23 protein-coding genes are annotated in these 26,383 nt (G+C 38.3%); 5 read left to right on the forward strand and 18 right to left on the reverse strand.

The window, feature by feature from the left end:
- Positions 1-74: 74 nt before the first annotated feature.
- A complete protein-coding gene (locus AA0X71_RS23155; RefSeq protein WP_413357610.1) occupies positions 75-1,133 on the reverse strand; it encodes an LLM class flavin-dependent oxidoreductase in 1,059 nt (352 codons plus the stop codon).
- Positions 1,134-1,432: 299 nt separating this feature from the next.
- Between AA0X71_RS23155 and AA0X71_RS23160 the strand changes: the two genes are divergently transcribed.
- Together AA0X71_RS23160 and AA0X71_RS23165 are read left to right on the forward strand one after the other, a co-directional pair.
- Positions 1,433-1,696, forward strand: a complete 264-nt coding sequence (locus AA0X71_RS23160) for a CD3324 family protein (RefSeq protein WP_413357611.1) — start codon at positions 1,433-1,435, stop codon at positions 1,694-1,696.
- Positions 1,697-1,975: 279 nt separating this feature from the next.
- Positions 1,976-2,626, forward strand: coding sequence for a FusB/FusC family EF-G-binding protein (locus tag AA0X71_RS23165; protein ID WP_413357612.1), 651 nt, complete (start codon positions 1,976-1,978; stop codon positions 2,624-2,626).
- A 121-nt stretch (positions 2,627-2,747) separates the two neighbouring features.
- On the opposite strand, the gene AA0X71_RS23170 is transcribed toward AA0X71_RS23165, so the two are convergent.
- From AA0X71_RS23170 to AA0X71_RS23185, 4 genes are all read right to left on the reverse strand, one after another.
- Positions 2,748-2,903, reverse strand: a complete 156-nt coding sequence (locus AA0X71_RS23170; protein ID WP_019156495.1) for a DUF1540 domain-containing protein — start codon at positions 2,901-2,903, stop codon at positions 2,748-2,750.
- Positions 2,904-2,973: 70 nt separating this feature from the next.
- Entirely contained in the window at positions 2,974-3,534 is a 561-nt protein-coding gene (locus tag AA0X71_RS23175; RefSeq protein ID WP_413357613.1) for a hypothetical protein, read from the reverse strand.
- Between the two features lie 685 nt (positions 3,535-4,219).
- The gene (locus AA0X71_RS23180; RefSeq protein ID WP_413356132.1) at positions 4,220-5,455 is read right to left on the reverse strand and encodes an IS110 family transposase; all 1,236 of its coding nucleotides are present in this window, start codon (positions 5,453-5,455) and stop codon (positions 4,220-4,222) included.
- 401 nt (positions 5,456-5,856) lie between these two features.
- Positions 5,857-8,946: an efflux RND transporter permease subunit gene (locus tag AA0X71_RS23185; protein WP_413357615.1), complete on the reverse strand. Its 3,090-nt coding sequence runs from the start codon at positions 8,944-8,946 to the stop codon at positions 5,857-5,859.
- Positions 8,947-9,044: 98 nt separating this feature from the next.
- On the opposite strand from AA0X71_RS23185, the gene AA0X71_RS23190 reads away from it, so the two are divergent.
- Complete coding sequence (locus AA0X71_RS23190) at positions 9,045-9,869, forward strand: TetR/AcrR family transcriptional regulator (protein ID WP_413357617.1); 825 nt, start codon at positions 9,045-9,047, stop codon at positions 9,867-9,869.
- Positions 9,870-9,938: 69 nt separating this feature from the next.
- Here AA0X71_RS23190 and AA0X71_RS23195 read toward each other — a convergent pair whose 3' ends face one another.
- From AA0X71_RS23195 to AA0X71_RS23215, 5 genes are read right to left on the reverse strand one after another with little or no spacing between them, the layout of a single operon-like run.
- Positions 9,939-10,700: a lysozyme inhibitor LprI family protein gene (locus AA0X71_RS23195; RefSeq protein WP_413357619.1), complete on the reverse strand. Its 762-nt coding sequence runs from the start codon at positions 10,698-10,700 to the stop codon at positions 9,939-9,941.
- 29 nt (positions 10,701-10,729) lie between these two features.
- Positions 10,730-12,616 (reverse strand): asparagine synthase (glutamine-hydrolyzing), encoded by a 1,887-nt coding sequence (gene asnB / locus AA0X71_RS23200; protein WP_413357621.1) that lies wholly within the window; start codon positions 12,614-12,616, stop codon positions 10,730-10,732.
- Between the two features lie 27 nt (positions 12,617-12,643).
- Positions 12,644-14,017 (reverse strand): sensor histidine kinase, encoded by a 1,374-nt coding sequence (locus AA0X71_RS23205; protein WP_413357623.1) that lies wholly within the window; start codon positions 14,015-14,017, stop codon positions 12,644-12,646.
- 3 nt (positions 14,018-14,020) lie between these two features.
- Positions 14,021-14,704 carry a response regulator transcription factor gene (locus AA0X71_RS23210; RefSeq protein WP_413357625.1) on the reverse strand — a complete coding sequence of 228 codons (684 nt, stop codon included), beginning with the start codon at positions 14,702-14,704 and terminating at the stop codon, positions 14,021-14,023.
- Between the two features lie 12 nt (positions 14,705-14,716).
- Positions 14,717-15,985 carry an FG-GAP repeat domain-containing protein gene (locus AA0X71_RS23215; protein WP_413357627.1) on the reverse strand — a complete coding sequence of 423 codons (1,269 nt, stop codon included), beginning with the start codon at positions 15,983-15,985 and terminating at the stop codon, positions 14,717-14,719.
- Positions 15,986-16,285: 300 nt separating this feature from the next.
- Between AA0X71_RS23215 and AA0X71_RS23220 the strand changes: the two genes are divergently transcribed.
- Positions 16,286-16,618, forward strand: coding sequence for a PadR family transcriptional regulator (locus tag AA0X71_RS23220; RefSeq protein WP_413357629.1), 333 nt, complete (start codon positions 16,286-16,288; stop codon positions 16,616-16,618).
- On the forward strand, positions 16,615-17,568 hold the full coding sequence (locus tag AA0X71_RS23225; protein WP_413357631.1) for a permease prefix domain 1-containing protein: 954 nt from the start codon (positions 16,615-16,617) through the stop codon (positions 17,566-17,568). The genes AA0X71_RS23220 and AA0X71_RS23225 overlap by 4 nt, the downstream gene beginning before the upstream one ends.
- Before the next feature lie 72 nt (positions 17,569-17,640).
- Here the strand turns inward: AA0X71_RS23225 and AA0X71_RS23230 are convergent, their stop codons facing one another.
- The 8 genes from AA0X71_RS23230 to AA0X71_RS23265 all read right to left on the reverse strand — a co-directional run bounded on the left by AA0X71_RS23230 (position 17,641) and on the right by AA0X71_RS23265 (position 26,357).
- Positions 17,641-18,378, reverse strand: a complete 738-nt coding sequence (locus AA0X71_RS23230; protein WP_413357633.1) for a hypothetical protein — start codon at positions 18,376-18,378, stop codon at positions 17,641-17,643.
- A 2-nt stretch (positions 18,379-18,380) separates the two neighbouring features.
- The gene (locus tag AA0X71_RS23235; RefSeq protein WP_413357635.1) at positions 18,381-19,094 is read right to left on the reverse strand and encodes a hypothetical protein; all 714 of its coding nucleotides are present in this window, start codon (positions 19,092-19,094) and stop codon (positions 18,381-18,383) included.
- A 388-nt stretch (positions 19,095-19,482) separates the two neighbouring features.
- Positions 19,483-20,544: a Ger(x)C family spore germination protein gene (locus AA0X71_RS23240; RefSeq protein ID WP_413357637.1), complete on the reverse strand. Its 1,062-nt coding sequence runs from the start codon at positions 20,542-20,544 to the stop codon at positions 19,483-19,485.
- Positions 20,537-21,616: a GerAB/ArcD/ProY family transporter gene (locus tag AA0X71_RS23245; RefSeq protein WP_413357639.1), complete on the reverse strand. Its 1,080-nt coding sequence runs from the start codon at positions 21,614-21,616 to the stop codon at positions 20,537-20,539. Before AA0X71_RS23245 ends, AA0X71_RS23240 begins: the two co-directional genes overlap by 8 nt.
- Positions 21,609-22,937 (reverse strand): spore germination protein, encoded by a 1,329-nt coding sequence (locus AA0X71_RS23250; RefSeq protein WP_413357641.1) that lies wholly within the window; start codon positions 22,935-22,937, stop codon positions 21,609-21,611. Before AA0X71_RS23250 ends, AA0X71_RS23245 begins: the two co-directional genes overlap by 8 nt.
- Before the next feature lie 111 nt (positions 22,938-23,048).
- Positions 23,049-24,149, reverse strand: coding sequence for an ABC transporter permease (locus tag AA0X71_RS23255; RefSeq protein ID WP_413357643.1), 1,101 nt, complete (start codon positions 24,147-24,149; stop codon positions 23,049-23,051).
- Positions 24,149-25,408 (reverse strand): ABC transporter permease, encoded by a 1,260-nt coding sequence (locus AA0X71_RS23260; protein WP_413357645.1) that lies wholly within the window; start codon positions 25,406-25,408, stop codon positions 24,149-24,151. Before AA0X71_RS23260 ends, AA0X71_RS23255 begins: the two co-directional genes overlap by 1 nt.
- A 16-nt stretch (positions 25,409-25,424) precedes the next feature.
- Positions 25,425-26,357, reverse strand: a complete 933-nt coding sequence (locus AA0X71_RS23265) for an ATP-binding cassette domain-containing protein (protein ID WP_413357647.1) — start codon at positions 26,355-26,357, stop codon at positions 25,425-25,427.
- Positions 26,358-26,383 lie beyond the last annotated feature (26 nt).

Below are 26,383 nucleotides of genomic sequence, written 5' to 3' on the forward strand. Positions count from 1 at the left end.
ATATAGAAATCCTACACCCTTACCATTTATTTGTAAAGTGTAGGATCTCATTTTTTCTGGCTAAAATAGTCTTTTTAATTTGTTTCTTGTTCTGCTTCCCACTTCGCTATTCCTTCTCGAACCATTGGAGCCACCTTTGTTCCTAAAAGTTCAATCGCCTTCATGACATCCTCGTGAGGCATCGTTCCAACTGGGACATGAAGCATAAATCGTGTAATCCCCACATTTTTACGAAGGTGAATGATTTTTTGCGCGACTGTTTCTGGATCACCAACATAAAGGGCCCCTTCAAAGCTTCTTGCTGCATCAAATGCGGCACGATCATAATGACCCCATCCACGTTCTCTGCCGATGACGTTCATTGCTTGTTGCGTCGAAGGGAAGAATTTTTCACAGGCGATTTCCGTCGTCTCAGCAATGAATCCGTGAGAATGAGACGCAACCGGAAGCTTCGAAATATCATGTCCAGATTGAGTCGCCGCTCGCTTATAAAGCTGAACCAATGGCGCAAATTGCACAGGCCGACCACCAATAATCGCTAAGACTAGGGGCAATCCTAATTGTCCAGCACGAGCCACCGATTGCGGTGTACCACCACTACCTATCCACACCGGTAACGGTTCTTGAACTGGTCGAGGATAAACGCCAAGATTTTGGATCGCTGGACGGTGGTTACCGCTCCATGTCACTTTTTCCGCATCTCTTATTTTTAAAAGCAAATCAAGCTTCTCATCAAACAACTCATTATAGTCGTTAAGATCGTAGCCAAAGAGAGGGAATGATTCGATGAAAGAACCGCGGCCTGCCATAATTTCTGCTCTTCCATTCGAGATCCCATCAAGCATGGCAAAGTCTTGAAAGACACGAACTGGATCGTCTGATGAGAGAACCGATACGGCACTCGTTAGTCTAATCCGTTCCGTTTGAGATGCCGCTGCTGCGAGTAACACCGCTGGAGAAGAGGCTGCATAGTCTTTTCGATGATGTTCTCCAACACCAAAAACATCAAGTCCAACTTGATCGGCGAGGACAATTTCCTCCACCACTTCACGCAAGCGTTCTGCATGACTAATGATCTCACCTGTTTTCACATCAGGCGTTGTTTCAACAAAAGTACTAATTCCTATTTCCACTAAGTATGTCCTCCTTCGGATATTTATCTTCATTTTGAGACTTTTTTCATCCTATCGCAAGTTTTAAGAGTCGTCTGTCGCATCCTTAAACATGTTATACTAACACTATAAAGGGGAGGTGCTTACTAGTGGGGAATCGTTATCGATTGTCTAGATCTTCTTTCACTCATGCAAAGCCAATTATTGGAATGGCGATACTTTGCATGGGGCGAAACATTTAAGTTTATCGCTGCCAAGCTTTTCTAATATTTTGGCTTTGCACCTTATTTTTCAAACTCAAAATAAGGAGCGAGCGGAAAATGAAATATACGAATGCAAAAAAAGTTTTACCTGAAAAGCTTATATCAGAAATTCAAAAATACATTCAAGGAGAAACCCTCTATATTCCGAAACAGGAAACAAAGTACCAAAAATGGGGGACTGCAAGCGGCGGCAGAAAAATGCTTGATCGCCGTAACGCTGCCATAAGGAAATCTTTTACTAGCGGCAGCAGTATTCAACAATTGGCTGAGGAATATTACCTCTCGAGTGAAACGATAAAAAAGATTATATACTCACAATAGCGCTGGTCTTCACCAGCGCTATTTGTTTATAGGGTGAATGAATTTCATAATTGCGCTTCTCAAGTTAAAAAACGAACAATATTAACTCAAAACATCCTATATATTAGTATAATTTTAGGGTTTTTCGAATGCTTAATACTAGAATATTCGTTTTTTAATTTACCTTTGTACATTGTGAAATCGACCCAGGTAAAAAACAATTCTAATTCATTCTCTCCATTTTAGAATGCTGCTTGATTATCTATAATAAGGAAATAGCAAGTATAGGAGAGAACGAAGATGACAGAGAAATTTTTGAAAAACGAACAATTCAATTTTATAAAAAAACAAGTTATTTTAATTAGGGAAAGTATCAAAAAACATGTCCCCCCAACCGTTTTGAACGCAACGATCGATCTAGCCAACGCCAAAATTTTAGACTTGTTTCCGACAGCAGCTGCGGAGCAAATCGCACTGCTTGATCTTTCAAAGTTGAGAAGTGAAGGTGAATATGAACAATATCTCCAGCAGCTTTCAGCCTGTGTGGCCGATTTTCCTAAGCTCTCAGAACAGCAGCTTAAAAAGATGTTTCCCAAAAGTAAAAAGTTAAAGCTTCCTAACCTATCCAATCTAGATTACAGCAAGCTTACCTATTTAGGATGGAATGATCCTGGTTCCAACAAGAAGTATTTGGTTTACGAACTTGATGAGAAAATGGTCGGGATTGAATGCAGGATTTCTGCGACTGGGAAAAATAATATCTGTTCCATCTGCAATAGCCATGGTGAGGTGGCCTTTTTTTCGACGATCACGAAAGCGAAAAAACAAAAAAATCCTGATTATTATAAAGCGATCGGGAATTTAATTTGCACAGATAGTGATGAATGTAATAAAAAAATTACGAATGTCGATTATCTCGAATCTTTTTTAAAAGAGTCACTTGGAACATAGAAAAAGGAACAGAGACTTATTTGAAGAGTCTCTGTTCCTTTTGTAAAAATAATGAATGAAAATGATTATGATTATCAATACTATGTATGAGAAAGGGTAACCAAATGGTTACCCCCCTTCTCTAGATTCCAGGTTCGAAAGTTTTGCAATCTGTTTCCTCACTTGTGGACGCTTTATCACCTTTACGACTTACCACATAGATAGCATCTGCATGACATTGGTTCCCGTCACCCCAATACGTGCAGTTGTTTACTTCACATAGCACATCTTTTGCCAAGATACTCACCTCCCTCTCTTTATTATTGACAAAAACGGGAGACTGATACTTGGCTATTTGCTGTTAAGTTTTAGGATGATAATGAAAGGTGATAAGAATCATTTTTATTATGATAAAAGGAAGCTAATTTTCCTCTGTATTCTAATTGAAAATCCCCAACTTCTTCGAAATCATGGGGGGCCACGAAAGATGGTGGTTTTCTTAGTTGGACAATCTCACCCTTCGTTAAAGCAGTTGCAACAAATTCCGAACAAAAATAAGCATTTTTACGGCGAATTTCTTTTTTTAGCATAAAAGCAAAAAGACCGAGAAGGTTGTAGCGGTAACTATGTTCATGCGATTCAATTTCATTTAGAAAAGCTTGGATTTCCTCATATTGTTTTTGTGAGATTGTACAGCTATAGATAACACACTCCGCATTGTGAAGGAGTCCGTTTGATATGTCTTCTTTAACAAATCCACCAATAAAGGGATTTCTCGGTCGCTTCCGTCCAAAACTATATACCTCATTTAGGTCCGAGTCGAGTGAAAGCGATGCATGATTATAGTTTTTCTTTGTATAGAGTCGAATCATCCTCGTCAAAACCGTCCCAGTATCGGTTAAAAGAATATAAATTTTTCTATCCTTCATCGTAATTTCCCCTTTAATTGTCGTACTCTGTGTTTCCATTTTAAAGGGAATAGGCGGGAGTCAATAGCGGCTTAAGGAATAATTTGATCTCAGACTTGGGACGTATTGCGTTATGGGGCAACGCTATTTATCTGGATTGAGGTGCCCCTTAGAGCAAATTTATTAAAATGGAAATTGGATAAATTGCTCAAGCCGCCTTCTTCTTCTAACTTGTTTGAATTCGGATCTTCGGGAGTCCGATCTGAAAAGCACTGGTATTCGGACTCCTTTTCGAGTCGACTTTCTCTTCCTGTCCGAATAAATCAAAACTACAGAATTTCACTCTAATAATGCTGTCCTTTGCAAAAGATCAGAACATAGCTCCTACAAAATAAAGGAAGCTGCCGGTTTGTCTAATTCGCTCCAAACATCTCTCACCCTTAAGCGGAATTTTTCCTGTTATCTCCTCAACGAAGTCCCTTTTAGGAGAAATAACGGAAGATTTTCCGCTTATGGAGGGCAAAATCATTTATTTTGGCTTTTTTTGAGGGAATAGCAGGAATTTTTCCTGTTATGTCGGCTCTTTTTCATGATGTTTGCTTATTAAGCGGAATTTATACGAAAATTGATGCTGGTTGCTCAAAAAAAGCAAAAAAAGACCCCCTAAGGTCTAAAATTGTACTTTTTAAAAATGGGTTATAGGCAGCTAGCTGGTTTGTACTTGCTCTAACTGTATCGCATAACCCATTTTTTCTATTTGTTTTTTTAATTGTTCTAACGTTCTTTCTTTCTTATTTGGTAAATAATGCGTGCCTAATTCACTGTACTCTACTTTATCTGATAAGATGTGATAAATGATGCGAAGGTAGAGATGAGCGGTTGCGATAGCTGCTTTCTTTTCCCCTTGTCGTCGCTTTACTCGATGAAAGAACGCTGTGATTCTACAATCTTTTTTTCTATTTATTGCCCAAACGGATTGACAAAGCATCGCTTTTAAATGCTTGTTCCCTTTACGGGACTTCGATTTTTTTTTTACACCTGCACTTTCGTTATTTCCTGGACATATTCCAGCCCATGAAGCTAGATGGGCTTCTGTTTCAAATAGCTCCATGTTGGTTCCGATTTCTGCAATGATGCACGCCGCGACATCAGTATTAATGCCAGGAATCGTATCCAGGAGTTCAACTTCTTCTTCGTATGGTTTCAGTAGTTCTTGAATGGATTTCTCAAGATGTGTCACTTGTTCTTCTAAAAAAATGATGGTGTTCATGTGCATACGGATCATTTCTCGATGATGCAATCGTACCTTTCCATTTAAAGCATCTAGTAATTGAGGAACCTTTTTCTTCAGTTTTGTTTTAACCAAGGATCGTACTTGTTCTTCGTCTAGCACTTCGCCATTCATTAGTTTTTCTAGAAGAGCCCGTCCAGAAACGCCAAACAAATCAGAAACGAACGTAGTTAGTTTGATGTTGGCATCTTGTAATAACTTGTGAATACGATTCTTTTCGGATGTAATCATATGGACAAGTTTTTGACGATAGCGCGTTCGGTCTCGTAAATCTCGAATCTCCTGAGTTGGTACCATGCTCGCTTGAACGAGACCACATCGATGCAGTTGAGCGATCCATTGAGCATCCTTGATATCAGTCTTACGCCCTGGCATATTTTTAATGTGAGCTGGATTGGCAAGCGTGAGTTGACAAGATGATTCAAGAATGTTCCATACCGATTTCCAATAAACACCGGTACTTTCCATAGCTACCTCCGTACATTTGTGTTCTGCTAACCAATCTTGCAGTTGAAGTAACTCAGGAGTTGTGGTTCCAAAATTCTTGATTAACGGCTTAGGTTTTCGATCTAATGGACTGTTCAAAATACAAGCCGTAATCGATTCTTGATGAACATCTAAACCAGCACAACATTTTCGAATAGCATCCATGAAGATTCCTCTTTTCATTAATAGACTCACAGATTATACACTTTTAAGTAGTTGTAGTTTTATACACGTGCTCGAGGCAACAATCGGCGGTACTCGTAAGTGCAATAGGCCGGATTTTTCCTCGGGTTTAAAAACTCCAATATTCCGACGGCCTTTAATCTGTTACTAATAGTCTAGACAAAAAAATGGAAATATAATTCATTCGTGTGCTGTACACCATACCAATTTTCATATCTCGCGGTGACCATTAGGTCATGTTTGATTTTTCCTGTTATTTTTTCAATACCGATACTCCTACTGTTTATACGAACACTTATCCACAAATCGAGGAAATCTATAATTTCCTAGATCACAAATAAAACCGAAGGGTCCATTTAAGCCCTTCGGTTTAAAACAAACGATTAGTTTTCTTCGATTTCTTTACGGTTTTTCTTAAACATTCTTGATAAAATTTCGTAAACAATTGGAACAACAATTAGTGTTAATAATGTGGAGCTCGTTAAACCACCAATTACGGTTACTGCTAGGCCTTTCGAGATTAAGCCTCCACCACCCGTTCCAAACGCTAACGGAAGTAATGCACCGATAGTTGCAATAGCCGTCATCAGGATTGGGCGCAAACGAGTAGCTCCCGCTTCTAGAATCGCTTCACGCATCGACATACCATCTCGCTCCATATGAATGATCCGGTCAACCAATACAATCGCATTCGTGACTACAATACCTATCAACATCAGTAGCCCCATCATAACGGATACAGAAATCGTTTCTCCTGCGATTAATAATCCGACAAATGAACCGATAACCGCAAACGGTAATGAGAATAGGATCGCAAATGGTGCCAATCCTTCACCAAATGTAACTACAAGGATGAAGTATACAATCGCAATCGCGGCAATCATCGCGATACCAAGTTGCGTAAATGTTTCCGTCATGTCAGCAGCAACACCGGCAACGTCAACTCTTACTCCTTTTGGTAAATCTAATTCATCAATTGCCTTATCGACTTCTGCTGTTGTTTTAGAAATATCTTTATCTAGGATTGTACCAGATACTGAAGCATAGTACTCTCCTTTACTACGAGCAAGTGTGTTGAGAGTTGTGCCTTCTTCAACGGTTACTAGCTCAGAAAGTGGCATCGTTGTACCGAGAGCTGTAGGAATTTCTTGTTCAAGCATTTCTTCGATTGATTTAGGTTGGTCTTCTTGCTCGTGTTGGACGATAACCTCTAGCGTGTTTCCATCCTTTTCAATCGTAGTTAAGACTTCTTTTGTATGATTAGGGCTTAGCATCATGATAATTTGCCCTGCTGTTAACCCGTATTGAAGCAATTCATCTTGTTCTACCTTAAAGGTATGTTCTACGTATGCATCCTCAGCAGAAGATGCAACATCTTCAAGACCGTCATTTTCTTTCATGGTGTCTTCGACCATTTTTACCGCTTCATTTAATCGATCTAAATCTTCACTATAGAACGTGTAGCTAACCTCGTTCGTAGACATAGACATTGCTGCAAAGTCTTGACTCTTCCACTCTCCGCTTTGCCCAATGTTGAACACATAGTCTTCAACTTCTTCACGTGCTGCTGGGAAGTCTTTCATATCTGGGTCAAAGATGAGGTACATTAATGCACCGCCAGCTCCTCCACCCATCATGGCTGTCATCATATCCGCACTGTCACTATCTGTAACAGAAACTTGTAAAATATCGATATCTTCACGCTGTAATAACTCTTGCTCAACCTCTTCCACATTAGCTAAAGTTTCATCTAAAAGCTCACCTGTTTGTGGTGTGTACGTTAAGTACATCACTTTTTCTTCTTCGCTTCCCATAAAACTAAAGCCGATTAACGGAGTTAACGCTAAGCTTCCTGCTAATAAAACAATCGCAATGATCGAAGTGATAATTTTATGATTTAACGCTTTCTCGAGAACCTTTTTATACCAATTAGATAACTTGCCAGAATCTTTATGGCTGCTTTCTGTTTTTTCACCATATAACTTCTTCTTAAATAAGAAGTGAGAAAGTGCCGGAACTATTGTAATCGCAACAAGTAATGAAGCCCCTAATGCAAATGACATCGTTAACGCAAATGGGACAAATAGCTCGCCAACCATTCCTCCAACAAACACAAGTGGTGCAAACACCGCTACGGTTACTAATGTTGATGATAGAATTGGTTTAAACATCTCAATCGTCGATTCACGCACTAAAGCTCGACCTGATAGTTTTTCTCCTTTTAAGTGGAGTCGACGATAGATATTTTCCACGACAACAATCGAGTCATCGATAACACGACCGATCGCTACGGTAATCGCTCCAAGGGTCATAATATTAAGGGTAATATCCATCCAATTTAGAATCATTAATGCCATGAAAATCGAAACTGGAATGGAGACAATGGAAATAATTGTTGATTTGAAATCACGTAAGAATAAGAGAATGATTAAAACGGCAATTAAACCACCGAATAATGCTTTCTCAACCATCGTAATGACGGAATCTTTAATCGGTTCACCTTGGTCAAGAGATACATCTATAGTGAGTCCATCAATGTTCTTCATTTCTTCGTCTGCTAGGTCTTTCACAGCGTCAACAACATCGACTGTGTTCGCCTGTTGACCTTTTACGATCTGAATGGCAATCGCATCTTCCCCATTTGTACGGGATACTGATTGTACTTTACCCACTAACTCAATAGTGGCAATATCGCCTAATTTTACAAATGGAAGTGGCTGTGTCTCAGTAGGTGTGACAGGGATTAACATTTCCTTCAATTCGTCTTCTGTCATGAACTTTCCGTCTACAGAGACTGCCTGTTCACCCTCTTCAAATTCGAAGAGACCCAATGAAACCGCTAAGTCACTTGCCTGAATCATTTGTTTGACATCATCTTCAGTCAAACCAAACTCGGCCATTTTCGATTCGTCATAGGTAAGTTCTACTTCTTCAATATGCTGACCAGTAATGGTAGCAGAAGCTACTCCTTCAATCTTTTCAATCTTCGGAAGTAAAACATCTTCCACTGTGGAAGTTAATTCTACAATATCTTCTGTCTCGCTACTTACACTCAATGCTACGACAGGCATCATATTCATGCTAATCGCGGTAATCGCTGGTTCTTGTGCATCTTCTGGTAATTCTACTGTATCAAGAGCAGATTGTAGTGCACGTTTTGCTTCATCCATATCTATGCCATAATCATACTCTACTTGAATATTTGACATGTTAGAATATGAATTGGAGTATACAAATTTTACATCCTCCAAGTTTTCAATTGCCCGTTCCAAAGGTATGGATACATCTTCCATCACCTGTTCTGGTGTTGCACCAGGGTACACATCCATGACCATTAAATACGGAATGGAGATATCCGGAATCGTCTCCATATTCATCCGTGTCCCAGAATAAATACCAGAAGCAGTTATAATAATGGTTAGCAACCAAACTGCTAGCTTATTTTTCAATACAAAATTGACTAGATTTTTCACTGTTACACCTGCCCTAAATTGACTTATGAAACTCAATTACTTATAATAATGACTAACCGGTCATTTGTCAACAAATTACCCTAGGAGCGAAACAATAGATGGCTAAAAAACAATTAATTATGGAAAAAGCACTCGAGCTCTTTGCGAAACAAGGATTCGAAGCTACATCCGTACAGCAGATAACTGAATACTGTGGGATTTCGAAAGGTGCTTTCTACCTTGCATTCAAGTCAAAAGACGAGTTAATACTCGCATTACTGGACCATTTTATGGAACAATACATCTCTGATATTGACTATGCGGTCAAAAACACAGAAAATGAAAGCCTTTTATATTCCTTTTACCACACGGCATTTCATTCTTTACAGGCGCATTCCAATTTTGCGAAGTTTTTAATCAAAGAACAAGCACAGACATTTAATGGTGAGCTTCTAATTAAGATGCAATATTACGATCAACTATTGGAAAAGCTCATCATAACATTAATTGAGCGCATTTTTGGAGATGCCGTCACCAAATATGATTTGGTCTATTCTATAAGAGGATTAATGAATGTATATACCGGTTTACTAATATTCCATAACATTCCTTTTGAAATAGATTTACTTGCTCGATCCCTTTCAGAAAAAACAAAGGTACTTGCTGAGCATTCCACCATTCCTTTTGTTACGAAGGAAGTATCGGTATTTATTCATCAACATCCGATTAAAAAGGAAGTCTCAAAAGAAGAAATCCTTGAGATTATTGAGCAGAAAGTCCAAGAGCTAGAAGCATCTATTGAAAAAGATTCACTCCTTTTACTAAAAGAAGAGATTATCAACCCTTCTTATCATGCTGCAATCGTGGCAGGTTTATTAGAGAACATCCGAAACCAACCCCATTGCAAATGGGTCGCTTACTTATTACGAAGATACTTTGGATAAAGAAATGTTAGGAAGATGCCTACCAAAAAAAACTGATGGCATGCTGAAATCAGCACACCTTCAGTTTTTTTACTCCATAAATCCTTCAACTAATTCATAGCATCTATCTTCCGTTAAATTCGCCTGAGTACTAAGATATTGTAAGGATTGCATCGAGCCACCTTCATATGGCAACGATTCCTCTTTTGCCGTCTCGTCCCTGTACGCAATCCATTTCCGCTGTTCTTCCCTTAAACGACTCATTTCATTTTCAGGCAAGCTTTTCTCAAGCTCACGATAAATTTCATTTAAGGCGTTATCCCAGCTTCTCAATATCTCTCCTTGAGCTTCGGTCATATCCACTTGCGTTCCTGTTTCCAGTATTTTTCGTTGTGAAGCTAAGCTAGCTTCTACATCCTGTAGCTTCTGTAAATATTCTTCCTTTAGGCTCGAGACATCCGGGGATTTAGTTTCCCCAGAATCTCCTGGGTCTTGTTGTTCCTCTTCTCGCAACCCATTTTCAGCTCTCACTATATATTGGTCTAATTGTGTTTTTATTTGATTGTCTAGCCCCACATCTTGTATAAGAATAAGAGCTGTCGATAAAGCAGCTTCCCAACGACGATTATTAATCGCTTCTTTCACTTCGTTTAAACCAAGGATCTGTTCATAATAACTTTTAGCTTCAGCATCTTCTGGCTTCTCATCTAACGCTGTTTCAAACGCAGCTAAAGCAGCTTCCGTATCTCCACTCTCTAAGGCTGTTTTTGCTTGTCCCATTGCTTGGTCGTATTCTCCATTGCCACAGCCAGCTAGAATAACCAGAAAGAAAATGGCTATCATTTTTTTCATTGGTATCTCCTACTTTTATCTGTATTTTGTCATGTGAATTGTAATAGGTTATTCTTTTTCTCCATGTTCTCAAATTGATGTATTCCCTCCACATAAACTTGATGCCAAATCATAAAAACTAACGCTGTCCACAACTTTCTACTATTATCTTTTATTCCCTTTTGGTGTTCAGACAGGAGAAAAAGAAGGTAATTCTTTTCAAATAAGTAATCTGTCCTACTTTCCATGATTAATTGATAAGCCCAATCAAACATTTCATTTCGCAGCCAATGTCGGATGGGAACAGGAAAACCAAGCTTTTTTCGATTAAAAACAGATGCAGGGACAATCTCTTCCATTGCTTTTCTTAAAATATATTTGGTTTGATGATTGGTTACTGTAACGGAATGGTCAAGCTGAGAAGCTACTTTATATACTTCCTTATCCAAGAATGGTACTCGAAGCTCTAAGGAATGAGCCATTGACACGCGATCTGCCTTTACAAGAATGTCTCCAGGAAGCCATGTATGGAGATCGATGAACTGCATCTTTTGCACATCATGCAAATGCGGAATTTGTTGATAGAAATCCTTTGTGACATTGTGGTAATGCCACTGTGATTGATAGGATTGCAAAAGTTCTTGCTTCTCCTCCTCTTGAAAAATTTTTGCATTCCCAATATAACGCTTCTCTAAGCTTGTCGTACCCCTTTCGAGAAAGCTTTTTCCTTTTACCCAACTCGGTAATCGTCCTGCAAATGAGTTACATTCCCTCTTTAGCAGTGCCGGCAAATAGCGAAAATTCTTTAACGCATGAGGTTCATGATAAATATTGTAACCTCCGAACAGTTCATCTGCTCCCTCTCCCGATAAAACGACCTTCACATGCTTACTTGCCTCTCGAGCAACAAAATATAATGGAACTAACGCCGGATCTGCAACCGGATCGTCTAAGTGCCAGACAATTCGTGGAAGTTCTCTGATAAATTCATCGACATTCACCACATAGCTAATATTTTCAACACCCAATTCATCGGCTGTCTCCTGAGCCAACTCAATTTCACTAAAGCCTCTCCTTTCAAAACCAACCGTAAATGTCTTAATATTAGGATGCATCTCCTTGGCTAAAGCAACGATACTGGTAGAGTCAATCCCCCCTGAAAGAAATGCTCCTACAGGAACATCACTTCGCATATGCATAGAAACGGAATCTCTTAAAGCATGTTGAACTTTATTGACGGCTTGCTGAAATGTAGCCTCCTTTGGACAAAATGTAGGTTTGAAGAAGGACTCTATTTTCATCGGTTGACCTAGCTTTTTTGTAAAAAACCTTCCTGGTTCTAGCCGTTTAATCTCCTTAGATAAGGTGTGTGGCTCTGGGACGTATTGATAGGTCAGATAATAATGTAATGATTGTAAATCTAGCTCGCTATTATCCTGCAATGCTAAAAGAATGCTTTTCTTCTCTGAGGCAAAATAGAAATCATCATCGTCTTCGTAATAAAAGAACGGCTTAATTCCAAAATGGTCTCTTGCTCCAAATAACTCCTTTTTTTCTTTATCCCAGATCACAAAGCTAAACATGCCACGTAGCTTATGCACGACTCTTTCACCAATATGACTGTATAGTGCCACTATTACCTCTGTATCCGAGTCAGTCCGGAAAGTATAACCACTTCTCATTAACTCCTCTCTTAACTCGATATAATTGTAAATTTCCCCGTTAAAGGTTATCCAAAAACGCTCCTCATAAGATAGAGGCTGATGGCCACTTTCAATATCGATAATACTTAACCGCCTGAACCCTAAATAAATATCATCATCAAAATAATATCCTTCATCATCAGGACCCCGGTGGATGATGACAGACGACATCTCTTTAGTGATTCTATGGATTTCCTGACCATTTTCCCCCATATATCCGAAATAACCACACATGTACTTCCGCTCCCTTCTCCAAGAATCTCACAATCTTTCTATAGGCAATGTCACCTCAACTGATGTTCCTTGCCCATATTCACTTTTAAAGGCCATCGTACCCCCATGCTTTTCAACAATTTTGCGTGAGATGGCTAAACCAAGACCAGCACCAGTTGAATGGCTATTAATTTTGTAGAATGATTCTGCAATATAGGGTAAATCCTCCTCCTTTATCCCAATCCCTTGATCAGATATAACGAGGGAAAGAACTTCGTTTTTTACTTCTTGGGCTACATGAATCTCTGTTCCACTTTTTGAAAACTTAATAGCATTATCAAGAAGATTTAATAGGACTTGTTTCATCCTATTTCGATCCACCAAAATAAAAACAGGCTTACAGTCGAGTTTAATCTGCACGTTTTTTTCCTCAGCTTTTTTCGCAAACTGCAATGCAACCTCCTGAACGAGTCTATCAAAAGCGATTCGAGTAAGAGTTAGGGGCATTCGATCAGATTCATATCTAGAAAAGTCCAATAAGTCTTCTACTAAATGAATAAGCCGTTCTGATTCACTCTCAATGATGCTTAACCCAAACTTGGCCTCTTCCTCCGTCAACTCATCCGAAAATTTCATTGTTTCTACCCATCCTTTAATACCCGTTAAAGGCGTCCGAAGTTCGTGAGAAATGGAAGAAATAAATTCATTTTTTAAGTGGTCCGTTTTGACAATCTCATCAGCCATATAATTTAACGTTCTAGCCATCACTCCTAATTCATGAGGAAAATCCTCTACTATTCTTTTCTCAAACTGACCTCTCGACATTTCTTCCGTAAAGTCAATTATTTTATTCACTGGCTTTACGATAGAATCTGCTAGCCTAAGACTCACCAGAAACACCATAGCTGCTACGATTACACAAACAAGAAATCCATAGATCAGTAAGCGTTTACTCACTTCATGTACGGTAATTAGTGAGGATACATACCTGAGGACACCGATTGCTTGTCCATCTGCCACGAGTGGAATATAAACAGCTATTAATTCCTCCCCCGACACTTCTATACTTTCTTTTTCATAAACGGTCGAAATGACGAATATATCAGGATTAAGCTCATAAGAGAGTTCATCAAAAAATCCTGTAGATGATTGTAATACCTCCCCTTCCAAATTCAGTAATTCAAGGTCTGCTCCTTCATACTGATAATCCTTTATAATTTGGTCACTATAGTCCTGAAGCTCCCCGTAAAGTCTTTCATTCCCCTTTTCCCATAATGGGGTAATGGCTTCTACGTGATTTTGAAAGGTATTGGCGATTCCATGGTAATAATATTTTGTTAAGGCAAATCCCATAATCCCCATTATTAACCCTAGGGTAAGGGTGATAATGATCATGAAATATAAAATAACTTTTCGTTTCATGCCTTATTCCTTCCAACGATATCCATGTCCCCATTCAGTACATAAGTAGACGGGATTGGACGGATCTGTTTCGATTTTCTGACGAATACGCCTTATATTCACATCAACAACTTTAATATCTCCCACATAGAATTCTCCCCAAACCTCATCAAGGAGTTCATCTCTCGAAAAGACACGGTTCGGATGGCTCATGATTAAGTGCAGAATAGTATACTCCGTTGGTGTCAGCTTTATCTCAGAGTCAGCGTTAACGATTTTCTTCATTTCTACATCTAATTGAAATGGACCAGAGGCGATTTTTTCATGTTCATTTTTTTCGGATTGTTTGAGCCTTCGTAATAACGAGTAGATTCGCGCTTCTAGCTCAACGAGACTAAACGGTTTACTCAAATAATCATCCGCCCCGATTATTAGTCCATCGACTCGATCTTTTTCCTGAGTCTTTGCGGTTAACATAATAATACCCACTGATTGATTTTCTTTTCGTATTTCCTGACAAACCTCAAATCCATCTATCCCAGGAAGCATTAGATCAAGGAGCACCATATCAAATGGTTCGCTTTTAAAATAGCTTAAAGCCTCTTCTCCTGTTACTGCCTCTTTGACAATGTATCCTTTGTTTCTAAGATTTAGGCTAAGGAAACTTCTAATTGATAGCTCATCTTCCACAACAAGAATAGTCGTCATTCTTTTCCCTCCTTAAAACTCATCCTTCAATAAGTGAAATTGTTCAAACGGAAATGCTTGGACTTCCTCAATTTCAGTGTAAAAAACAGTGTCTTTCGTTTCCGCCAGAATTGTGACAGATGACGAATCTACACTCCCCTTTGCCTTCCATTGAATCTCAAATAGCACTTTATGGTTGTTAATATCTACTAACTGGACACCATCTTCTATTTTATTCACCGTAACTTTTTCAGACCATAACGGAGATATTTCAATATAAAATCTCCTTTGTCTATCTGTATACCGTTCCATCACTCTTTTTGAATCTCCATTAATAGAATAAGTAGAGTAATATTCAATAAATGGAATATCTGCAAATGAAGTATCCTTCCAGCCTTCCGGAACATACATCCCCCCTACCTCTATAACACCATCTCTATTAATGTCCCGACTATAAAGTGGATTAGCCTTCATCATATCTTCTTCCAATTTGACAAGGTTTTCTTCATCGTATACAACCATTTCCGTGGTCATAGAGTGGGCTCCAACAGCACTATCAATAAACAACGCTTGGTGGCCGTCCCTCAATTTTCCACTTTCTATATTCTCGTGAAAGGCGTAAGGGTTCAAACTAACTGTTGAACGTGATTGTAGCTTTCTTTCTTCATATCGAAATAGTTCAGCTATATAGAATTCTCTTCTTTTCCCATGCACTAACAGAACATCCTGCCTTCCATCGCCATCATAGTCTGCCACGTCCAATTGCTCATAAGGTTGTTCTAATACATGCTCTAATTCTCCATTTACCCACTGGTAAATCGATAATTGCTTCTCTGTTTCAAAATCGGAAAAACCTAGCCCGATAACGACTTCTAAGGCACCGTCTTCATCTAAATCATATAGGCCAAAGTAATCTGCCAAATAATAACTCGTTTCTATTCTGCTTTCTTCCAACCACTCTCCATCTTTTTCATTAAGCACAAGTAAATGAATATTTCGATTATTTCCATTGCCCCTATACAATACAAATGCCTTCAAAGCCCCGTCCCCATTTGCATCCTTAATCACAATCGATTCCTTCGTTATACCATGCTTTGCCGTGATAAATTCTATATTTGAAGGGAGCAATTGATTTAATTTCTCTTTCAGTTTTGTTTTCTGTTCGTCTGCATTTTGGGGTGGTTCGATTAAATCATTAGGTGCTTTCACCAAAGCACTCGGATTTTCAATGATGTTACAGGCTGATAATAATGTGACAAATAAAATGAACATTAAAAGCTTTGACTTTCCCTGTGTTTTCAAATGTGATGCCTCCCCAATCTTCCTTAAGTAACTTCATTATAAAGTTCTTTTACCCTACATAATTTACAAAGTAGTTACAACTTCTATCCGTTTATTATTTCTCTTAGTATTCCCTCTACTTTTCAACTACACCAAATCTTCCTTAATCCCATCCTCCTTATTCGATGCCTAGTTTGGAGGATTTTAAATATATTACTTTACCTATCGTAGTAATTATGTTATGGTAAGATTACTACGATAGATGAAGTACGACAGATGAAGTAATTTTCATTATAAAAACCGTCAGAAAGGAGACTCCTTTTGATAAGCAGTGATGTTATTCGTGGATATAATGATACGATTATTCTTTATTTACTTTTAGAAAACGAGTCCTATGGCTACGAGATTTCAAAACAAATTAAAGAATTATCAAATGAGAAATACACCATTAAAGAAACAACGCTATATTCCGCTTTTAATCGCTTAATGAAAAATGGCTATATCGAATCCTTTTACAAGGATGAAACGTTTGGGAAAAGACGCACCTATTACAAAATTACCGAAGCTGGAATCAACTACTACAGAGAAAAATGTCAGGAATGGGAATTAACGAAGGAAGTTATTAATCGATTTATTAGGGAGGATTTCACGTGAATACCATTATTGATTATGTAAATAATCTTTTTGCCACATTGCCGAAAACGGCACAATTGGAAACCATTAAAGAAGAAATGCTGTCTAATATGGAGGACAAATACAACGAATTAAAACGATCTGGGAAATCAGAAAATGAAGCGATCGGAATCGTGATTTCAGAATTCGGGAATATCGATGAGCTTTTAAGTGAACTGGAAATACAGTTTGAAGAGAAAAAAGACAATTTTCCCTTATTGTCTGAGGAAGAAGTAGAAACCTTTTTAGAGACAAGTAAAAAATCGAATAAATTGATTGGCTTTGGCGTGACTCTCTGTATGCTTGGAGCAGCTTTGCTAATCTTATTCTTACAGCTTCCCAATTTATCTGAGGTCGCTGCTACATCGATCGGCGTTACCGTATTACTTGTCCTCGTCGCAATCGCCGTTGGTCTTTTCATATACGCTGCGATGATGAAGGAAAAATATAAATTCATCGAAGAAAAAGGCGAGTTCTCCCTTTCGTTCAATGCCAGACAAACACTTGAGAACAAATCGAATGCTTTTCAATCAACATTTACGCTATCGATCATTTTCGGCGTCATTCTATGTATCCTTTCACCTGTCTCACTTTTTATTACATTGGCGATAAATGAAGATTCGACCTCATACGGTGTTGTTGCCTTACTTCTTATGGCCGCAATCGCGATCAATATCTTTATCTATTATGGAGGCATTAAAGACAGCTACAATCGGTTATTAAAGCTAGCTGAATACTCCGAACGTCAAAAAGAGGAAAACAAAGTAGTTGGCGCTGTCGCAGTCATTGTCTGGCCACTTGCTGTATGTATCTTCCTCGTCACAGGCTTAGTATACGAGCAATGGCATATTAACTGGATAATCTTCCCAATCACAGGAATCCTCTTCGGCATGTTCAGCGGCGCATACAACATCCTAAAAGATAGGAAATAAAGTGGAACGCGGGGACAGGTTTGTTGTCCCCATTTTTTTGTGATTGTTTTTCTACTCAATAACATCCTAAAATCAAGGCTGTTCCAGCTCCTCTTCATTCAATATCATAACATAATCGATCGTTAGCTTTCCGTTAGAGAAGGTGTTCCCATTCGTGTCCTCTGGAAATCTTTCGTTTCCCAATCGGTCATAAGCAATCCACCCAAAAAACAGATTCGGATCCGAAAACATTTCATTAAAGAAAAAATCCGTCTGTTGAGATGAATCCGTTTTTATAAAGGATTTCTTCACAGCCGCCCACTCCTCTGGCAACTGTAATACCCCATAAGTTTTCTCTTGAAGAGAGACATTCGTCTCCAACTGTATTCTTGGATAATAAGTCTCTTTTCCTTCCATCACTTGATATCCTCTTTCTCTTATCATGTAAAAACTCATCGAATCCAAGAAATTATCAGGTGATATATTCCATACAAAATAATAAGATGATGGCTTTCTACTATTAATCTCCCAAACCATCGGTCCACCTTTTGTATCAATCCGGTCAACATGCCAGCTTCTCTTTTGCCAGACCCAATAACTCAGACCATAATCTCCCGTTTCTGAAATAAAAGGAACAAGTGTATGTCGTTCATCTATCTGAATTAAATCTTGGATTTCTTCAGCATTTGCTTCAGGGAAAAATTGATTAATCTCTTCGATTAACATCTCCGCTACAGGAAAAGGAAATGGCTTTGAAAAGAAAAATAAGTAAATGAAGATAGAGGATAACACAGCGATCCCCGCACCTATTCCTATAAGCTTCTTTCTCACTTTTATTCTCCTTTCCTTAACAGCATTGAATCCTCAGAACGAAAATAATACTGATCACTCGATGTTAAAATCAAAATCCCTTTTCCATCTTCTTCTAAATAAATACTTGGCTGAAGACCACTTCCCCATTTCGATGAAACGCCAATGACTTGATAAGGGAAACGTTCCTTTCCTTCATTCAAGTCTGCATTCATATAGGTTTCTTCATACCACTTTTCACTATAAACGGTGTCCTCTTTTAATTGAGATAATTGATTCAGCAGTATTTCTTTGTTAAGTACTCGCTCTTCCCCGGATGGATGAATATTAATGATGAATGCCTTCTCAACGTTCCCAATATACGTGGCTGGGTCACTCTTCGGATAAAATCCATGGTGGATTGGGATCGAAATGAACGTCATCAAGAGGAAAAGAAAATTTGCCCAAAATCCTAACCAGGCAAATAGACGATACTTCTGCCACCTTTCTACATCCCCTTTAAACAAATATAAAATCCAAACCCCGAGGGGCAATATCGGCAATCTGACCGGCGTGTCAAACAAATTAATATTAATGGAGAAAGAAAAAAGCCCTACGAGAACGACAATCCCAATCTTCCAAACTGGTATTCCCACCATTTGCTTCTTTCGAATTCGATAAGCGAAATATCCAATGAGACACCAAACCAAAATATTCATGGTGATTCCAATAATATCTATTTGAAAATCGAGTTCCATTTTGACAAACTCCTCCTGAAGTGAGAATCCTCCTGTTGAGGTCATACTTTTCTAATCCAACTTATGCAGCACCTACATAAAAAATCATAGCACAAATTTAGCAAATGATTCCAAAATATTGGGAATGCTTTTTATACAAAGTTGATTTTTGGCTAATTTGAGCCAAAAATCGTTTTCTATAATATGAAAACAACGTTCATTAAAAAAGACCCTCGTATACACACGAAGGTCTTAGTAATTAGATTCATCAATTAAATTTCCAAAAGTTTCATGAAGGGAAAAGAACCATCGTGTTTATCATTACATATCAAGTTTATTGGTTTCATGTTTATCCCCTCCTCTTTTACATATGTTAAATATATCAAATTTTCAGATAAAGTAAATAGATTTACAGTTTTAAAATTCCACTATTTTGAATGTCGACCTCAAATTGAATATCAGCAGATACACGAGGATAATATTTGGAACGCCATTTTTTAAGCTCTTTACGAGGTAATTGATTTCTAAATAGCTGGCCAATTCCTAGTATATCTGATTCTTTTTGTTGTAAGTTGGTAAACATCTTATTAAATCGATCTCCTAACTGCTCACTCAATTGTTTTTTGATTATGCTTTCCGTAGCGTCCTTCTCAGCTTCTAAAATAGTCACCTTTAAATAAACGGTTGTCGAAAGCTCCGGGATACCTTCTACTATACGTGAGCGATGTCTTATCGTGTTATTCAATATTTTAACCGTAGCAATATCCATCACCTCAATAATCCCCTGTGTGCTTTCTCCATTAAAAGCGTTATATAATAAAGTTTCCTTCTGATCAATTTTACTTACCATTTTCCCTTCCTTAATTACGCCAGAGCCAGCTTGTTCAACATTCGTAGGCTTTCCTAGCCTTATAACGGGGACTGCTACATCATACGTCAATGAGTACATACTTCTATATATATGCCAAACCCTCGTTAGAGCGACTTCAGGAGTCCAACCTGCATTTTTTTCAAAGCAATCCAATAAAATGGTTACTTCTGGTCCTGTACCCTTCTTTATGTTTGAAAAAAAAGTGTCCAAATCATCTTCATAAATAGAGAATAATGCCTTTGAAGGAATGTCTCTTGATCGTAAAAAAGTGGATATAATTTTATCAAATCCCTCTTCGGCAATCTGATTATCAACAACAATAACTTTGATATGTAATAAGTCTACTTGACTTTCCATATTTGTACTGATCTTATCAATAATTTCATTAATACTTTTCCCTGTTTCCTCCACAACGCTCGTCTCAACTTTCCCATTGGTTAAAGTTGGAATTTGTAAATATACTTTGAATTCGTCACCTACCTTAGAAACGCCCAGAACTACAGGCATGACACGATGGTTAATATCCTTATTATCCCAACACCCTATTAAAAAACATACTGATGCAATTATGATGAAAATCTTAATGGTTCTCTTACACATGAGACTTCCCTCCATTCTTCTTAGCTCTAATTCCTAGAAATAATAAAGATAGCGGAGTTATAAACAACACGTATAATCTCAGTCCTGTATTCCATCCGAATATACGTTCAACCTCAGACCAATTTGGAATGAACAAACAGAAAATAAAAGTGAAAATGACCGTAATCGCAACTAAATATTGAAAATGAACAATCGGGACATAGTGATTCACGATTTTTACTGTAATATAAATTGAAATCGATAGAAACAACATTAAAAACGTAATGGAGCAGAGTAGAAAAAAGACCGTTATGCGATCAAAAGCAAGCCAATTAATATTGACCGCATCTGTTGCCACCGCAAATGGAAACATCATGGTTGAAGCCGTCTCCTGACCAAAAGTAAGAATTGGAATATAGACAGAAATAAAAAAGAATGGAGCGATGCATATTGCTGCGATTAAGATATCTTTATTTTTGAAGGACAATGCAGGCTGAACAAATCCTAGAAAAAGATACCCTCCTCCAACAGCAAAAAGACTTTTGAAATAGGATGGATGTGACAAAAAGTGAAAATCACTATACCAAATAGGCAATAGATAATACCAGTCCACATTCTGTAAGGAGAATAATAATACTAAAAAAATCGATGGTATAAAAATGAGCGCAAATAACATCGATGCTCGAAAGATGGACTGTATTCCTAATAATGCTAAATAGGTTGAGAGCAATAGCAAGAGAGCCATAACACACCATAAAGGCGTTTTAGATAGGAAGATAATAATCATAACTTCAGAGTAAGCTCTTACGGTAATTACTAACGCCATGAAGAAATAGAGGCACAGGGGCAATAAGAACAATAATGAATACACCTTTCCAGCCCTTGAAAAGATCATAATAACAGATTGACCTGGAAAATAACTTAGCCCTTTCATAAAAAGTGAGATCATAATAAAATGGATCAACACGGCTATAAGAATAGGTATCCAATGACTGCTATCTGTACTCTCGATGATATTCCTTGGATACATAAAGAATATTAACCCTAAGTGAATGAGAAAATATAAGACTGGTACTTGCATATTTTTAGCCACTGGTTGTATCACCCTGTTCTTCCTTTAGTGGAATGTAAGGAATATCGAAGGTTCTAATACTGGACAGATAAGAACAAATAATAAAGAGACCGGCAAATATTCCAAGCATCCCATAAATCGAAGCAAATACGACAACAATATACTTGAAAAAACGAATGGATATGGAATTTTGATAACCAATAACAGTGGAATTGGCAATCATCGTTGCCGCTAACACAATAATTAACAAATTGCTGACCAACTTTGCTTCTACCACTGCTTGCCCAAGAATAATCCCACCAACCATGGTGATCGTTGGACCAATACTTTTGGGCAGACGGGAGCTGGCTTCAAGAATGAGCTCTAGAACCAATAGCATGAGCAGCACCTCCAACAGAGCAGGATAAGGGACACCCTCTCTACTCTGAGCGATCGATAAAGCTAGCTCGATGCGTAATACTTCCGGATTAACTGACACTAATGCAATATATAAACTAGGAGCAAGTACGGCAACAAGAAGCCCGATAATACGGAGGCAGCGAATCATTAGCATCATAGGGTATAAATAATTCCGATCATTTTCTGAAAAGAGCAAATCAGAAAGCTGACTCGGAAGCACTAAAGCAAAAGGAATTCTATCGATAAAAAAGACCACTTTTCCTTTGATTAACGCTTGACTCACCTCGAGAGGTAACTCTGTAATACGAAATTTGGGGATAAGTGACCATGTTGAGATGCCAAGTATTTTCATCAAATCTTGAATCGTTTCTACATTTTGTTTTTTCCTATTTTTTAAAAGCTTAGTAATCGAATCTACTAATAGTTGGCTCGTTTTCTCTTTAACATATAGGAGTGTTACCTCCTTTTCGTGCTCTTCTCCAATCATAAAGCTACTAACGACAAGATCTTTTGACACTAGCTGTTTTCTCATCAATCCTAGATTCGTAGACAGATCTTCATTAAAGGAGTTCATCGGTCCACTTAGTACACTTTCATTTGCAGGTGCTTCTATGGCCCTGTCAAGCGTCCGCGGCTTTGCCTTAATGCTGAGAAAAGTGTTTGTGTCTGAAATATAGCTTACAAGATTCCCTTTCAATATTTCTGATTGCGCTTGCTCTTGCTGCTCCACTTTTTTCCCAAGAGCTTGAAGAATCGCTGTTATTTCATGGGCATCGACTTTATCTGATATGACCCTCTCAACCTCTTGCATCGTGGTAGGAAAATCCATTAACGAGTGCAACCCCAAAAAGACAATATGAAGTTCGTCATAATGCTGTTCAATTTTGAAGAAATCATCATTAGATCGAAAAGCTTCACATAAACCCTTCCAAACTTCCTCCATATTTGGGTCTCCTTTGCATAAATATGGTATAGTATCCCAAAAACGGATGGATTATATGTAAATTTGCGGAATAATAAAAACTCCCAGCCAAATCTGAGAGTTTTTATCCACCTATCCCCTTCTCCGCTCCACTAAATTAATTCCTAGCCCCATGTAAATCACAAACATGAGCAAAAGAAGAGATACAGATAGGGAAATATCATTCCAACTAGCACTATATAAAGTAACATTTAACATTGCATCCACTGCATGCGTTAACGGGAAGAGATCGGCAATAAATAATAAAAATGGATTGCTAATTGTCCCTGGTGGCATGTACAACCCACTCACGACTGGGATCATCGGAATAACTGAAGCAAAAACGGAATTGAATTTTTCAGGTGTCCTCAAAAATCCGCTAATCAACATCGCCAAGCTTACCATGCTTAACGTATAAACCGCAGCGATCATAACAATTAAACGGAAGTCCCCTAATTCAAAGTTCAGTACATATTTAAATAAAAGCAAGACGGCCATGACCTGAAAAAAGCCAATGCCAAAACTATAAAGAAGATGCCCCATATACATATTCGTTTTTGACACTGGTGAAAGGATCAATCGATTCCAAATTCCACTTACCTTATCTGCATTGATTCCATTCACTTTAAAGCCAATCGTAAACATAACGACAAAGAGAGTGAAGGTAAACAGGAGCTGCGTCCCCATATCATGCTTAGGGATTTCTCCTCCACTAATGGATTGGGTTTGCACTTTAATAGGAGGGTTCTCTAAATAACGCTCAACCTTACTTCTGATTTCTGTCGTATTCCCCGTACCCACCGCTGCTTGGAGCTGGGCTTCCTCCGTATATACTTTATGCACTTCTTGCTCAACGAGCTGGATCGTTGTATTGTCTGAAGAAGCAATTAAACGGTAATCAGCTTCCATCAATTGAAGGGCGACACTACTTTTTCCAGATGATACATTTTCCCGCGCTTCTTCTTCCTCTGCCAGTACAAAATTCAAAGCCTCACTTTCTTTCAACAAACCGATCCATTTTTCTTCGATTTCATTGGCATTTGGTCCACTGCTAAAAACGGATACGGTTGGCGGTTTTCCAAATGAACTATTTCCAAAGATTAGCGTTGCTAAAATACTAATCACGATAAATAAAATAAGCGTAAACGGTTTTCGGATATCTTTCTTTAATTGTGCCTTAAATACCGCAAACATTACATACTCTCCTTTCTTGGAAATAGTGCCACACTAACTACCATACACCCTATAAAGAAAACGATTAGCATCGACAATGGAACCCATAAATCGGTATAGACTCCATTTTGTATCCATTTAATCAGGACCGATTGGGTTAAGCCATTCGGCGTCCAATCTCCGATCTTCTGAAAAACTTCAGGAAGGCCTTGAAGAGGGAAGAAGTTCCCACCGAGAGCAGCCATCATCATGATCATGACCGTGAAAATTCCATTGGCCGCATTGAGATCTTGTAACCTTAAAGTGATCATTGTAAATAACGCCGACAACCCCGATACGGTGAAGACGAAAAAGGTAAGAACGAGCAACAATCCGTTCCAAAATGCTATCGAATGGTCTGGAAAAACATCAAATAAAAGCTGAATGGCTACTAACGTAAGAATGATTTGAACCCAACAAAAACAAAAGGTGGAAATCGTCTTACCCATTAGAAATGCTAAAGGATTGCTATTTGATAAAATAATTCGATTAAATACTCGCTCTCTTTTTTCCGTGACAGTTTTCATGGCAACGGTTTGAGCGATAAATAACGTAAAGAGGGTGCTCATCGCGATCGTAAAATATTGAACCATCGTGTACGTTTTCGTTTCCTCCATTTTTTCGATTCCCCCTACTGGGAGAACAGGTTCGTTTCCACTTGTTTCCCCTGTGCTCTTAAGAGCAAATTGAAAATTAAGGTTGTGCACGAACTGATTGACCATATTTTGAAGTACTTGAACTTCTGTCGAAAATTCTTCTGCCTGTATCGTTATTGATGTATCTGTGTCCTCTCCTAGTATGACTGCAGATAATACATCTTCGGTAAATCGCTTCGGAATTTTTAGATAAGCATCGAGCTTTCCGTCCGCTACTAATCTTAAGGCTTCTTCTTCTGTTAATTCTTCTACTTTTATCCATTCCTTCAACTCTGGATTATGGAGAAAATTCTCGAGCATTCTCTTCGGTTCATTTAAGGATGCCTGTCTCCGCAGTTCCTCCTTTTCATTCGAAGGGAGAGCCATTTGTTCAACCAAGTCTTCAAACTCTCTCAATCCTGAAGTAGTCTCCTCATCCTGAACGACTCCTAAACTTATATTCACCTGATTTTCTTCACCATTAAATAATCCGGCAAAGGCAAAGTTCAGTACGATAATCAGAACGATTGGAAGAAGTAAAGACATTAGCAGTCCTATCCGATCTCGCCAGAATACCAATAAATCTTTTTTTAAAAATGACCACATTTCTTTTGCCTCCCTTCTAATCTCTCAACGATTTTCCAGTTAAATGTAGAAATACATCTTCGAGACTTGGGATCTCCATTTGAAAGTGTGTTATTTGAATTCCTTCTTTTTCAGCGGCATGTACGACGTCACTTAATAAATGGCTCCCCTTTTTAACAATGATTCGTAGACCATTACTTGTTTCATCAACCTGACGAACATCCTTCATTATTCTTATCGTACCTACCAACTCTTCACTTTCCTTGCTAAGTTGAACTTGGATCGTATCATCATTTGATAAAATGCTAAGTAATTCCGACTTGCTACCTGAAGCCACGATATGTCCGTGGTCCATAATATAGACGCGGTCACACAACTGCTCTACTTCCTCCATGTAATGGCTTGTATAAAGAATCGACGTTCCGTACTGTTCATTTAACCTGCGTACTGTCTCAAGAATGTGATTTCTTGATTGGGGATCAATACCTACTGTAGGCTCATCCAAAATCAATATTTTCGGTTGATGGAGCAATGCAGCAGCAATATTAATTCTTCTTTTCATCCCGCCAGAAAAAGTTTTGATTACCTCTTTTTGACGGTTTTTCAAACCGACCATTTCAAGAACTTCCTGAATCCTGCTCTCAATTGCATCCTTATCCACCTTATAAATCTCACCAAAAAATTTCAGATTTTCATATGCCGATAATTCTTCATATAAAGCAATTTCCTGAGGTACAACCCCGAGAACCTTACGGATATCAGTGGGATTCTTGATAATGCTCTTTCCTTCAAACACCACATCCCCAGATGTTGGTTTCAACAAAGACGAAATCATGGAGATTGTCGTGGATTTTCCCGCTCCATTTGGTCCAAGAAGCCCGACTGATTCACCCTCATTTAAATATAGATTGACCTCATCGACCGCTTTCTTGTCTTTATATGTCTTGCTCAGATTTATCGTTTCAAGCATCATTTACACTCCTTCATATAGGTTGT

The sequence above is a fragment of the Robertmurraya phoenicis genome (assembly GCF_047302285.1).
Taxonomy (GTDB): domain Bacteria; phylum Bacillota; class Bacilli; order Bacillales; family Cytobacillaceae; genus Robertmurraya.